Raw genomic sequence first — 13550 nt, 5'->3', positions numbered from 1 at the left:
AGCGCAGTAGTTCAGCGTTCGGACTTCCACTGCAGCAGGCGCACACAGGCATCTTCCAACTCAGTCTGCTTCTTCGCGAAGCAGAATCGCAGCAACGCTTCGCCGCGGTTCCTGCCGTCGCCGTCCTGCCCGAAGAACGCCGATCCGGCAACGGTGGCGACTCCTGTCTCTGCGAGCAGTGTGCGCGCTTTCGCGCGGGCATCTTCGCCCGCGAGTTGTGACGCGTCGGCGAGGATGTAATAGGCTCCCGCTGGCGTGATGGGCGTGAGCCCCACCTGACGCAGCACGGAGCAAACGCGATCGCGCTTCTCCTGATACTCGGCCGCGAGACCTTGGTAGAAGCTCTGCGGAAGTGACAGCAGACCTGCCGCGGCTCCATGCTGGAGCGGCGAGGGCGCACACACATAGGTGAGGTCGTGGAAGTAGCCGATAGCTCCGAGCCAGCGTGCATCGGCGGTGAGGTATCCGAGACGCCAGCCCGTCACCGAGAACGTTTTTGAGAAGCCGGAGATGGTGATGGTGCGTTCGGCCATCCCTGGCAGAGCCGCGAGAGACTGATGCTGCGCGCCGTCGTAGATGAAGTACTCGTACATCTCATCGGTGAAGACGAAGAGGTCGTGACGTTGCGCGAAATCGGCCATCCACTCGAGTTCTGCGAGCGTGAAGACCTTGCCGCTGGGGTTCGACGGCGTGTTCAGGATGATTGCGCGCGTGCGCGGCGTGATGGCAGCTTCCAGGCGCTCGTGATCGAGCTCAAAGAGCGGTGCGTCCAACGGAACGATGACCGGGACAACGCGCTGCGAGCGAAGCGTCGCCACGTGATAGCCATAGAACGGCTCAAGTACAAGACACTCATCGCCGGGGTTGAGCAAGGCCAGCAGCGCAGCGTGAAGAGCGCCGGTGGCGCCACTTGTTACGAGCACCTCGCGGTCCGGATCCACGGTCATCCGGTTCCACTGCAGCATCTTCGCCGCAATCGCTTCTCGCAGTGGCGCGATGCCATCGAGGCGCGTGTAGATATTCTGGCCCTCGCGGATGGCTTGAATTGCCGCTTCCACCACCGGGTGTGGAGGATCGGTGTCGCAGACGCCCTGCGCCATGTTGATGCCATTCACCGCGGTACAAGCCACGGACATGGCACGGATTTCAGACTGCACGGTATGCGGAGCGAGGTCGCTGAGGAAGAGCTTGGAGTTAGTGGACATACGAAAGGGCAAGCGGTTTCGCTTGCCCTTCAGCATAACGCTTCACCGTAGGGTGCGCTAAGAGACGCGCTAAAAGACGTTCTGCGCCAACCACACAAGAACCACGATCAACACCACGGTACCCAACACCCCGCTGCCGCGATAGCCCCAGTTGCGCGAGTAAGGGAACACAGGGAAGGAACCGAACAGCAGTAGAACCAGCACAATCAGAAGAATCAACATGGTGATCAGAACCTCCGCGAAATGTCGCTCGCAATGGGTAGATGCGCAGGGCCGGTGGGCAAGTTATCTGGTGCAAAAACTTCATGAGTTTTTTGCCTGACGTGCAACTAAACGTCTGCAAACGCGCTCTCACGATGCGTACCTGTGATCTTCTGGCTGGCGATCACGGACCAATTTCTTTCGGAGGCAACACATGTTTCTTCTACTCGCACTGATCCTCGTCATCCTCTGGGCAGGCGGCTTTTTCGTCATGCACGTCAGCAGCTTGTTCATCCATCTGCTGATCATCTTCGCGGTGATTTCGCTCATCTTCCACCTGCTTGGTGGACGCAAGAGCTAACGCTCATCAAACTTAAAAGGCCGGACTCGATTGAGTCCGGCCTTTTAAGTTTCTGGCGCTACTGACGCGCGCTGGAAGGAACCCCATCACGCTGTTGCGGCGGAAGCATCTGCTCCAACGCTTGAGGCGTTTCTTCCTCCAGCTTTGGCAGTTTTCCCGCAAGCGCGATCTCGAGGACCTCATCCATGCTCTCGACAAAGTGGAGCTTCATCGAGGTGCGGATCAGCTCCGGCAGATCGTTGAAGTCGCGCTTATTGTCCGCAGGCATGATCGCTTCGAAGATGCCTGCGCGATGTGCTGCGAGGAGCTTCTCCTTCAGGCCACCGATCGGCAACACCTTGCCGCGCAGCGTAATCTCTCCGGTCATCGCAATGTCGCGACGCACGGGGATCTTCGTCAACGCAGAAGCAAGCGCTGTGGCCATCGTGATGCCCGCCGAGGGGCCGTCCTTGGGGATTGCACCCTCGGGAACGTGCAGGTGAATGTCGATGTTGCGGTAGAAGTCCTCGGGCAGGCCGAGGTGATGCGCGCGTGAGCGAATCCACGTGAGCGCAGCCTGCGCAGATTCCTGCATGACGTCACCAAGCTGACCGGTGGGCGTCATCTTGCCCTTGCCGTCGAGAACCTGTACTTCCGTCTGCAGAATCGAGCCGCCGAGTTCCGTCCAGGCAAGACCTGTGACGAGGCCGACCTCGTTCTTCTCATGCACCTGGGAATCGCGATACTTCGCCGTGCCGAGCAGATCGGCAAGCTTCTCTGGCGTGACTTCAACGAAGGCCTTCGCATCGTTCACGACCTGACGCGCCACCTTGCGGCAGACGTTGCCAATCTCGCGTTCGAGATTACGCACGCCGGCTTCGCGCGTGTAGTAGCGGATCGTGTCGCGCAACGCATCGTCGGTGAAGACGATCTGCTTGTCGCTGAGACCGTTGCCCTCGATGGACTTCTTCACCAGATACTGCTTGGCGATCTCGAGCTTCTCCACCTCGGTGTAGCCGGTGAGGCGCAGGATCTCCATGCGGTCCTGCAGGGGGCCGGGGATCGTGTGCAGGACATTGGCCGTTGCGACGAAGAGCACCTGCGAAAGGTCGTACTCGACATCGAGGTAGTGGTCCTGGAAGGTCGAATTCTGCTCGGGATCGAGCACTTCGAGCAACGCGCTGGCGGGGTCGCCGCGGAAGTCCGAAGCGAGCTTGTCGATCTCGTCCAGCATGATGACCGGGTTCTTCGTGCCGGCCTTCTTCATGCTCTGGATGATCTGGCCGGGCAGGGCTCCAATGTACGTCCGGCGGTGGCCGCGAATCTCAGCTTCATCACGCACACCGCCCAGCGACATACGCACGAACTTGCGGCCGGTGGCCTTTGCAATGCTCATGCCGAGCGAGGTTTTACCCACGCCCGGAGGTCCGACGAAGCAGAGGATCGAACCCTTCGGGTTCTTCACAAGCTGACGCACGGCGAGGAACTCAAGGATGCGGTCCTTGATCTTCTCCAGGCCATAGTGGTCTTCGTTGAGCACCGTTTCGGCGTTCTCGATCGAACGAATTTCCTTGGACTTCTTCTTCCACGGCACGGCGAGCAGCCAGTCGAGGTAGTTGCGGCTGACCGTGGATTCAGCGGACATCGGCGGCATCGCTTCGAGCTTCTTCAGCTCCTGCGTAGCCTTCTCGTGCACGTCCTTCGGCATGCCCGCTTCGTCGATCTTCTTCTTCAGCTCGTCGAACTCCGAGCGCTCCCCGCGACCAAGCTCCTTCTGGATGGCCTTGATCTTTTCGTTGAGGTAATACTCCTTCTGTGCGCGCTCCATCTGGCGCTTCACGCGGCCCTGGATGGTGCGGTCCATGTTCAGCTTCTCGATGGCGATGTCGAGCGTGTCGGCGATGCGCGAGAGACGCTGTTCGGGGTCGAAGACCTCGAGCAGCTGCTGCTTCTCTTCGATCGACATCGGCAGGTTTGCCGCGATCGTGTCAGCGAGCTTCGCAGGCTCATCGTTGCGCAGGGCAGCGGTGGCTTCCTGGTTCAACGACTGCTGCAGCTTGCCGTACTGCTCATAGAGCTGATGCACGCGCGCCACGAGCTGTTCGGTCGCGGGCGTTGCAGGCAGTTCTGCCTTCGAGGTGCGAACCGTCGCGACAAAGAAACCGTCCTCGTCATTGACGTTCGTAGCTTCAGCGCGCTCGACGCCTTCGACGAGCACCTTGATGTTGCCATCGGGCATGCGGACCGACTGCACGATGTTGCCGATGACGCCAACGCGATAGATGTCGTCTGCGGTCGGCTCGTCCACGGACGCGTCATGCTGCGTCGCGAGGAAGATGCGGCGGTCGCCGTTCAAAGCTTCTTCGAGTGCACGCACACTGGACTCGCGTCCGACCACAAAAGGCGTCATCATGTGCGGGAAGATCACCATCTCGCGGATGGGCATCATCGGGAGTTTGCGCTGCGCGCCGGTAAGGATGTCGCGTTCTTCGTTTGCCATAAGCCTCCCGATTGGACGCACACTGCTCGCGAAAGATGCAGCATGGTCTTAGCTGGAGATTGTAACTGTTCCATTGCAGCCAGAAAGTGCCACCTTGGTTCCACCTCGTGGAAATCTGTGTCACTACAAAACTCTTGTCGGCCATGCAAAGAAAAACGCGAGCGACATGCGCTCGCGTTTCAAGGTTCGTCTTCCTGCGACCTTAGCCGGCCTTTTCCAACATTGTCGGCAAAGTGATATCGCGGTTCTTCACCATCTCGTCGGTGATCACGATGTCGCGCACCTTCTTGTTGCCAGGGACGTGGTACATCAGGTCGAGCATCAGCTCTTCGAGGATCATGCGGAGGCCGCGTGCGCCTACCTTGCGCTGCAGAGCTTCGCGAGCGATCTCGTGCGCAGCCTCTTCGGTCCACGTCACCTTCACACCTTCGTAGTCGAACAGCTTCGCATACTGCTTCAGGATCGCGTTACGCGGCTTGGTGAGGATTTCAACCAGTGCGGCTTCGTCGAGTTCATCGAGCACGCCAAGCACCGGCAGACGGCCCACGAACTCGGGGATCAGACCATACTTGAGCAGGTCCTGCGGTTCCGCCTGACGGAGGAGCTCCGCGTCGCGCTGCGCGCGAATCGGGGTAACGATGTCCTTCTCGTGCTCAGCGCCGATGGCCTTGAAGCCGAGAGCCTTCTTGCCGATACGGCGGCCAATGACTTTCTCGAGACCGACGAATGCACCACCGCAGATGAACAGGATGTTCGTCGTGTCGACGATGGTGAACTCCTGATGCGGGTGCTTACGGCCACCTTGCGGTGGAACGTTCGCGACGGTGCCTTCGAGGAGCTTCAGCAGGGCCTGCTGCACGCCTTCGCCGCTGACATCGCGGGTGATCGACGGGTTCTCGTCCTTGCGACCGATCTTGTCGATTTCGTCGATGTAGATGATGCCCGACTGCGCACGCGCGACATCGCCGTCAGCGGCTTGCAACAGCTTCAGGATGATGTTCTCCACGTCCTCGCCCACGTAACCAGCTTCGGTCAGGGTCGTTGCGTCGACGATCGCAAAGGGAACGTCGAGCATCTTGGCGAGCGTCTGCGCCATCAGGGTCTTACCCGAGCCCGTGGGCCCGACGAGCAGGATGTTCGACTTAGCGAGTTCAACGTCGTTGCCACGCACGCGATTCATCTGCACGCGCTTGTAGTGGTTGTAAACGGCGACCGCAAGCTTCTTCTTCGTGACGTCCTGACCGATGATGTACTCGTCGAGGAAGGTCTTTACTTCGTGCGGCTTAGGCAGGTGAGCCGGAGCTGCCCCGGGCTGCTGCTCGGTCTTGTCGTCTTCCAGAATCGAGTTGCAAACCGCAACGCACTCATCGCAGATGTACGCGCGCGGATAATCCGAGGGCGATGAGATCAGCTTGGCCACGGCGTCCTGCGACTTGTGGCAGAACGAGCAACGCAGCGATTCTTCTGTGCCCCGAGTGCTTTTCATGAGGGGTGCGACTCCTTACTTCAACCAGTCAAGTTTACACCTCTGTAAGCGTTAGCTATGTCCCACATCAGCACATGGATGTGCATTTCGCGGTACGAGTGTCAAAGCTGGTTCGCTCAATTTTTGGTGCAGCAAAAAGCCGCGCTCAAAGCCCAAAGAAACTGGCAGAGAACGCGGCTGTATTGCGACGAAGGACGGGGTTTAGCTGAGCGAAACGGGGTTCGCCGCCAGGTACTCTTCCTGCGTCTGCTGGCCCATCAGGACAGCTGAGGTCTTGTCGTAGAGCTTCACGGTCACGTCGGTGATGCCGATGAAGCCGAAGATGAACTTCAGGTAGCCGGAAACGAAGTCCACGCCTGCGGTCGGCGAACCTTCACCATAGTTGCCGCCGGCTGCGATGAACACGGTGACCTTGCGGCCCTTGGCAAGGCCTTCATAGCTGGCGCTGAAGGTCTTGTTGATGCGGACGATGTGGTCGATCCACTGCTTGAAAGCTGCCGGGATGTTGAAGTCGTAGAGCGGCGACGTGATGATCACTTCGTCGGCAGCCAGCAGTTCCCCAATGACTTCGTCGCTGGGCTTCAGCGAAGCCTTGTGCTCCGGCAGGTGCTGGTCAGGAGCCGAGTAGGCGCCCACAATCCAGGGAAGGTCCACGTTCGGCAGGGGATTGACCGCGAGGTCGCGCTCGATGACGGTGCCGCCAGCGTTTGCTGCCAGCCACTGGGCCTTGTACGACTCGCCAAGCTTGCGGGAAATCGACCAGTCGCCGCGGGTGCTGACGTCTACTTTCAGAAGTGTAGCCATGATTCAAAACTCCTTAGGAGGGTTGCGAGATGAGGATAGTGAGGACGTGGCATACGCCTCTGCAGATAGGACTCCGACAAGATCTACCGGATGCAGATTATTTTGACATAAATATATGTGATATCCGTCGAAGGGGAACCTCATTCGGCCGCAAAGGAAAACGCGAGAGCCGAAGCCCTCGCGTTTCTCGAGTTTGAGGCCGCTTATGCCTTGGGGCGCTGCGTGATCTCGTCGATGATGCCGTACTCGAGCGCCTGCGGGGCGGTCATGATGAAGTCGCGGTCCGTGTCGCGCTCGATCTGCTCGAGCGTCTGGCCGGTGTGCTGGGCCTGGATGCGGTTCATGTTTTCACGGATACGCAGGATTTCGCGGGCCTGGATGTCGATCTCGGTCGCCTGACCGGAGATGCCACCGCCCATGATGAGCGGCTGGTGGATCAGGATGCGCGAGTTCGGCAGAGCGAAGCGCTTGCCCTTGGTGCCAGCCATCAGCAGGAACGCGCCCATCGACGCAGCCTGACCGATGCAGAGCGTCGCGACATCGTTCTTGATGTACTGCATGGTGTCGTAGATCGCCATGCCTGCGGTGATCGAGCCGCCGGGCGAGTTGATGTAGAGCTGGATGTCCTTCTCGGGGTCTTCACCCGAGAGGAAGAGGAGCTGCGCGATGATCAGGTTAGCTACGTTGTCATCGATCGGCGTACCGAGAAAGATGATGTTGTCGCGCAGCAGGCGGCTGTATATGTCGTAAGAGCGTTCACCCCGGCTCGTCTGCTCGAGCACCATCGGAATCAGTCCCATTGGTTCCTCTTTCTGCGGCAGGTTGTGTAACTGCAACTGTCTCTGCCTGCTGGTAATGCTAAGGCCTCGCGTGCATTCACGCGAGGCCTTGGCTGTGGAGAACTAGGGTCGCGAGGACCCTGTTCGTTACTTGGCGAGCTTCGCGTAAAGCTGCTCGACCGTGCGCTCGCGGAGGATGCTCTCGCGAATGCGCTGTATCGTGCCGTCCTTCTCGAGGCGGGCGCGCAGCGTTTCAAGCGGCTCACGGTACTGGATGGAGAGCATGAGAAGCTCGCGCTCCATGTCCTCATCGCTGATCGTGACGCCTTCTGCGGCGGCAACCTTGTCCAGAATCAGCGAAGCCTTAACCTCGGCGATAGCCTGGTCGCGGTTCGCTTCACGCAGACGAGCGAAGTCGAGCTGGCGCATCGCGTCCTGCGTCATGCCCTGCTGGGCAAGTGCACGCAGGCCGCGCTCGAGACGAGCATCGATCTGCTGCTGCACGAAGAACTCAGGAACGGGGAACGCGAACTTCTCAACGAGCTGTTCGACCATCTCGTCCTTAGCGCCCGACTCCACCGACTGCTTCTTGCGGTTCGCAGCGCGCTCGCGCAGCTTGGTTTCGAAGTCAGCCCAGTCTTCGTACGGTCCGAGCTGCTTGGCAAGCTCAGCGTCGCGCTCCGGGTAGGTCTTCTTCTTGATCGCCTTCACGGTGACGTCGTACTTCACGGTCTTGCCTGCGAGGCGCGGATCGCCGAAATCCTCGGGATACACGACTTCAGTTTCGATCTCCTGACCAACCTTGGTGCCACGGATCGAGTCAGAGAACGCCGCGAGAGTGTTCTTGCCACCGATCTCGATGAGCACGTCTTCGCCGGTGATCGGCTGCTCGTTCGCCACGGAGTCGAGGCCGTCCTCGGTCACAGTCTGTGCCACGGACTGCACGTTGCCGGTGAAGCCGATCTCTGCCCAGTCGCCGTCAACGATGGCGCGCTCTTCTTCCACGGGCTCAACGGTCGCGTGGTGCTCGAGAACGCTGGTGATCTCGAGTTCGAACTCGTCGTCGGAGAGAACCGACTCGGGGCGCGTTGCGGTGACAGCTTCGTAGCCGGTCACGTCGATCTCAGGCAGCACTTCGAAGGTCGCCGTGAACTTCAGGGGCGCGCCTTCTGCGAGCAGGAGCTCGGAAACCTGAGGCTGCGAGATGGGCTGCAGCTTCTCCGCTTCGAGCGCCGTGCGGAACTTCTCGGCGATCAGCGACTCGAGGACTTCCTGGCGGATTTCCTTCGCGAAGCGGCCCTTGATGAGGCTTGCGGGAACCTTACCGGCGCGGAAGCCGGGGATGCGCGCGAGCTTCTTATAGCGCTCGGAGACCGAAGCAAAGGCCTTGTTCACGTCTTCGGTCGGAGCCTCGACATGGATGGTCTTCGTCAGCTCAGGGTTCAGAGCAGGTCCGTGGTGATGATCGTGACCCTCGTGCGAGTGGTCGTGGTTATGCTCTTCGTGCGCAGGGGTGTTGTTCGCCGCAGCGTCTTGGGTCTCAGTCGGGGTCAATGTCTTGGATGCCTTCCAGAAAGATTCTCGGTCAGGCCGCTTCGCCTCGTTGAAGCAGAAGGGAAGCCGCGCCGCAGGCAAGGTGCGCGTCCGGGAAGGAGCGCACCGATGCACCAGTTTCAAGGATACGAGCGTGTGCGTTCGCGGTCAAACGCGAGCCGCGCAGATCGCAGGATTAGAGAGAAGAGTGCGGTGCCGTGGAGAAGATTTCCAGTCGCACACGTAGCGTGTAGGTCTGTCCTGCGTCGAGCACCTTGCTCGGTAGGCCCTTCGCCGTCATCTCGGGTGCGATCTCGACCCACTCCATGTGCGGGCCGGTGGCGATGTGTACGGCCTGGAACGCATTATCGAGCATCACGAGCCGGATGCCGCTGTTGTTCTCAGCGAGACGGAGTTCGACAGCGGTACCATCGCCCATCAGCTGTCCGCGTAACTGGACAAACTGCGCATCGATGTTGGACTGCGTGATCGCGGAGCCACCCTCTTTCGAGAAGTCCAACGCTGCATGCGTGGCGTCGACGGGCCGCTTGCTTTCAGCCAATTGCGTCGTGGACGGAATGGCGAGCGTGACCTTGCCGCGCTGTGCTCCGGGAATCGCAAACCGAGGACGCCAGGCGAAGTTGAAGGGCACCGGCGTGTTGCCGTTGTTGTGCACGCGCCATGTGATTTCGATCGACTGACCTTCGAGCCTCATCGAGCCGTCGAGCTGCAACTGTGACGGCCACGCACGGGATTGGCTATGTTCCTTATCAGCATCCTTGCCGATGACAAAAGTCGATGCGGCGGTCTGCCCGTCGTCAAGTAGAGCCGTCTCCGTGTGCGTCGAAGCTGTCCGCTGCAGCAGACCCTCATCCGACTCGTTGGGGTTCGCTGTGGAGGCCGGGACGCGCACGGTGGCGCCGTTCACATTGGCTTCGATCCACGCGCTGCCGTCAGCGTCGCGAACAGCGTGACCGGACAGTGTGCCGATCCACGGCACGATGAACTCACCGGCGAAGTTGGACTCCTTGTCGTTCAGCGTTTCGTCGGCCACCGAGGAGGTGCCGTCGTAGGGGGTGTCGCCGAGCAATGCGACGTCGCCCGCACCGGGGAGGATGGCGCGAATCTGGCTGATCTGCATTCCGCGGCCGGGCAGGAAGGTGAGAGCGGTAAATTCAGGTCGCGAACCCATCGAGGTCGAGGTGCGCGAAAGCGTGACAGGCGCCTGTCCGCCGGGGCCAACGTACGTTGGCGCTTCCGGAGCCCCGCGGAGCTGCTCCTTGAAGCGGTGAATATTCGCGCGGCGGTGTGCGACGCACAGCAACAGCAAGACAATGATGAGTAGTACAACCCCTATCGGGGTGAAGTATCCGGTCCACCGTCTGGCCCAGGATCCGTGCTTTGTAGCTTCTGAATTCAACTCTTACTCAATCCCGGGATCCGTGGTGCGAATCGCCCAATCTCTTGTACATACTACGGTCAGTGACCGCAACTGGTTTTCGTTCCTGTGTGTTATTGACGTGTGTTGTCCCGTTCTGGTTTTGTGCAGAAAGAGGTATCGGCGACCAACCTAATCGCGGAAAACTCCGTCGTAATTTGGGAGAGGCTGTGGTGGCCTTATGGTCGCCGCGCTCACATCCTGGTGGAGGTAACGCGAATGCGTCACAAAGAGTTTTGGGTAGCCCTTGGAATTGGAGCGATTGCGGGTGGCGTCGCCGCGTTGTTGTACGCTCCGCAGTCCGGTGTGCAGACGCGCAAGAAGCTGAAGCGCGGCATTGAAGATCTCGGCGACACCCTGCAGGATTCGGCCGATTACCTGAAGAAGCAGGCAGATTCGCTCAGCAAGGAAGCGCAGAAACTGATCGATTACACCAAGGATCAGTTCGAAGACGCTGTGGACAAGGGGCAGGGCTACATCAAGACCGCCAATAAGACGATCTCCAAGCTTGTGTAGGCGATAGCGTTTGAAAGGCCACGCTCCCGAGCGTGGCCTTTTCCTTGCGACATTACGGCAAAGGCGAAAGGCGCCCGGTTTCCCAGGCGCCTTTGCTGTTTGTAGTCGTGCTAGACCGTGGAAAGTGAGACGCCATCCCTGCGCTCTTCGCCTTCGGCCCCGAGAGGTCGATAGAAGAGCTTGTTCTCATCCAGGTAGACCTCGAGGAACGCGGGGCGTTCGGTGATCTGACCAGCAATAAGAGCTTCGGAGAGCGGGTCTTCGATGTGACGCTGCAGCGCGCGGCGCAACGGACGTGCACCGTAGCTGCGGTCTGTCAGCGTTTTGTCGAGAATCCACTTCTTCGCCTCGTCGGTGACCGAGATCGTGATCGCCTTATGCACGAGATTCGTGTTGAGCTGCTGTACGAGCAGTTCGAGAATCTGCATGAGTTCGGAATCACCAAGGGCCGTGAACACGATCGTCTCGTCGATGCGGTTCAGGAACTCCGGCGTGAAGACCTTCTTCACTTCCGACAGCACCATCTCCTGCATCTTCTCGAGCGCCACTTCGTCACGCTGCGACTGGAAGCCGAGCGACTCACGCTTCATCAGGTGCTTGGCGCCGATGTTCGACGTCATGATGATGATCGTGTTCTTGAAGTCGACCTGATTGCCGAGTCCGTCGGTGAGCTGTCCGTCGTCAAAGACCTGCAGCAGCAGGTTGAAGACGTCCGGATGAGCCTTTTCGACTTCGTCGAGCAGCACCACCGAGTACGGTGAACGCTTGACGCGCTCGGTGAGCTGGCCGCCCTCCTCGTAACCGACGTAACCCGGGGGCGAGCCGATGAGCTTCGAAACCGAATGCTTCTCCATGTACTCCGACATGTCGAAGCGGATCAGCGACTTCTCCGAGCCAAAGAGGAATTGCGCCAGCGTGCGCGCTACCTCCGTCTTACCCACGCCCGTGGGGCCAAGGAAGAGGAACGAGCCAATCGGCCGAGAAGGACTCTTCAGGCCTGCTCGAGACCGGCGCACAGCGCGGGCCAGGGCACTGATCGCCTTGTCCTGCGCGATGACGCGCTTGTGGAGCTCTTCTTCGACGCGCAGCAGCTTCTGCGTCTCTTCTTCCTTGATCGCCGTGATCGGCACACCGGTCCAGCGCGAGACGACGTCCTCGATGTCTTCGCGCGTGACGATGCCCGCGGTCGACTCGTCGAGGTGATACTTCTCGCGGAGTTCGCGAAGGTTCTCGCGCTCCTTGCGTTCTTCGTCCGAGTAGAAGCGCGCCTTCTCGAACTCGTGGTTCGCAATGGCCGACTCCATCCGGTGGACGATGAACTTGATGCGCTTCTGCACTTCGGTCAACTCTTCGGGAAGCGTGGTCTGGCGCAGCTTTACGCGTGCGCCGGCTTCGTCGATGAGATCGATCGCCTTATCAGGGAGGAAGCGGTCCGGGATGTAGCGGTGCGAGTGCGTCACTGAGTAGGTGATCGCCTCATCCGTATAGCTGACCGCATGGAACTTCTCGTACTTCTCGCGGATGCCCATGATGATCTTGATGGCATCCTCTTCGTTCGGCGGCGGCACCTTCACGGCCTGGAAGCGACGTTCCAGCGAGCGATCTTTTTCGATCGACTTGCGGAACTCCGCAGGGGTCGTTGCGCCGATGCACTGGATCTCACCGCGGCTGAGAGCCGGCTTGAGAATGTTCGCTGCATCGAGCGATCCCTCAGCCGAACCCGCACCCACGAGCGTGTGAATTTCGTCGATGAAGACGATGGCGTTTCCGGCTTCCTGAAGCTCCTTCATGATCGTCTTCAGGCGCTCTTCAAACTGGCCGCGATACTTCGTGCCAGCCACGACGAGCGAGAGATCCAGCGAGAGCACCTTCTTGTCCGCAAGGAAAGAGGGAACTTCGCCGTCAGCGATCTTCTGCGCAAGGCCTTCAACGATCGCGGTCTTGCCGACACCCGGCTCGCCGATCAGCACGGGGTTGTTCTTCGTGCGTCGGCAAAGAATCTGGATGACACGCTCGACCTCGAAGTCGCGGCCGACGAGCGGATCCAGCGACTGCTCGCTTGCCGCCAGTGTGAGGTCACGCGAGAACTCGGCGAGCATCGACTGTTCCTGCTGCTGACCGCGCTGCTTCGAGCTGCCGCTGCCGGACGCTGCTGCAGCAGGCTTGTCCTGCGTCGTGCGCTGCAGCTCTTCGCGAATCGTCTGCAGACGCAGACCGCGTTCGGTCAGAATTTCAGCGGCGAAGCACTTTTCTTCACGCAGAAGACCGAGCAGCAGATGCTCGGTGCCGATGTGTTTGTGCGAGAGGCGCTCAGCCTCTTCTGCCGCATAGGCGAGCACGCGCTTGCACTCGTTCGAGAGCGGCAGATCGACCGAGGTCGATACCTTTTCCCGCACGGTGGTGTGCTGTTCAATTTGTTTGCGAATGGACTCTACAGAGGTGTGCGAGCGCAAGAAGCGATTGGTAAGCGCCTTATCTTCGCGCAGCAGACCTAGTAGGAGATGTTCGGTTTCAATGTAGGGCGAGCCAAATTGGCTGGCCTCGTAGCGCGCGAAGAATATGACGCGCCGCGCCTTTTCTGTATAGCGTTCGAACATGCTCCCCCTCAGCTCCAGACCGTCACCCCGCGCGTTGGAACCTGATGAAGCTTAGGGCGCGGTCTGCGTTGACGTCGTTGCCGTGGCCGCTCCGGCGATGCTCTGCCGATGCGGGATCTGGAATGCCCGAACTGCGGGCCTTTCAGAAGGT

Annotated in this window: 11 protein-coding genes; 2 read left to right on the top strand and 9 right to left on the bottom strand. The window is 59.9% G+C overall.

Going from position 1 to position 13550, the window contains the following annotated elements; genetic code table 11:
• Positions 1-11: 11 nt before the first annotated feature.
• The gene (locus OHL11_RS05545) at positions 12-1205 is read right to left on the bottom strand and encodes a pyridoxal phosphate-dependent aminotransferase (RefSeq protein ID WP_263370508.1); all 1194 of its coding nucleotides are present in this window, start codon (positions 1203-1205) and stop codon (positions 12-14) included.
• A gap of 69 nt (positions 1206-1274) precedes the next feature.
• Complete coding sequence (locus tag OHL11_RS05540; RefSeq protein WP_263370507.1) at positions 1275-1427, bottom strand: DUF3309 domain-containing protein; 153 nt, start codon at positions 1425-1427, stop codon at positions 1275-1277.
• A gap of 193 nt (positions 1428-1620) precedes the next feature.
• On the opposite strand from OHL11_RS05540, the gene OHL11_RS05535 reads away from it, so the two are divergent.
• Positions 1621-1767, top strand: coding sequence for a lmo0937 family membrane protein (locus OHL11_RS05535; RefSeq protein WP_263370506.1), 147 nt, complete (start codon positions 1621-1623; stop codon positions 1765-1767).
• A gap of 58 nt (positions 1768-1825) precedes the next feature.
• Here OHL11_RS05535 and lon read toward each other — a convergent pair whose 3' ends face one another.
• From lon to OHL11_RS05505, 6 genes are all read right to left on the bottom strand, one after another.
• On the bottom strand, positions 1826-4246 hold the full coding sequence (gene lon, locus OHL11_RS05530) for an endopeptidase La (protein ID WP_263370505.1): 2421 nt from the start codon (positions 4244-4246) through the stop codon (positions 1826-1828).
• Positions 4247-4448: 202 nt separating this feature from the next.
• Positions 4449-5732, bottom strand: a complete 1284-nt coding sequence (clpX, locus tag OHL11_RS05525) for an ATP-dependent Clp protease ATP-binding subunit ClpX (RefSeq protein ID WP_263370504.1) — start codon at positions 5730-5732, stop codon at positions 4449-4451.
• Between the two features lie 201 nt (positions 5733-5933).
• Positions 5934-6536: an FMN-dependent NADH-azoreductase gene (locus OHL11_RS05520; protein WP_263370503.1), complete on the bottom strand. Its 603-nt coding sequence runs from the start codon at positions 6534-6536 to the stop codon at positions 5934-5936.
• Positions 6537-6739: 203 nt separating this feature from the next.
• On the bottom strand, positions 6740-7336 hold the full coding sequence (gene clpP, locus OHL11_RS05515) for an ATP-dependent Clp endopeptidase proteolytic subunit ClpP (protein WP_263370502.1): 597 nt from the start codon (positions 7334-7336) through the stop codon (positions 6740-6742).
• Positions 7337-7462: 126 nt separating this feature from the next.
• A complete protein-coding gene (gene tig / locus OHL11_RS05510) occupies positions 7463-8869 on the bottom strand; it encodes a trigger factor (protein WP_263370501.1) in 1407 nt (468 codons plus the stop codon).
• 175 nt (positions 8870-9044) lie between these two features.
• Positions 9045-10178, bottom strand: a complete 1134-nt coding sequence (locus OHL11_RS05505) for an aldose epimerase family protein (protein WP_263370500.1) — start codon at positions 10176-10178, stop codon at positions 9045-9047.
• Between the two features lie 327 nt (positions 10179-10505).
• Between OHL11_RS05505 and OHL11_RS05500 the strand changes: the two genes are divergently transcribed.
• Entirely contained in the window at positions 10506-10802 is a 297-nt protein-coding gene (locus OHL11_RS05500; protein WP_263370499.1) for a YtxH domain-containing protein, read from the top strand.
• Positions 10803-10912: 110 nt separating this feature from the next.
• Here OHL11_RS05500 and OHL11_RS05495 read toward each other — a convergent pair whose 3' ends face one another.
• A complete protein-coding gene (locus OHL11_RS05495; RefSeq protein ID WP_263370498.1) occupies positions 10913-13399 on the bottom strand; it encodes an ATP-dependent Clp protease ATP-binding subunit in 2487 nt (828 codons plus the stop codon).
• Between the last annotated feature and the right edge of the window lie 151 nt (positions 13400-13550).

This window comes from Granulicella cerasi (genome assembly GCF_025685575.1).
GTDB classification, from domain to species: Bacteria; Acidobacteriota; Terriglobia; order Terriglobales; family Acidobacteriaceae; genus Granulicella; species Granulicella cerasi.
Note: the sequence above shows the minus strand (reverse complement) of the source record. Positions and strands in the feature narration are given on the sequence as shown.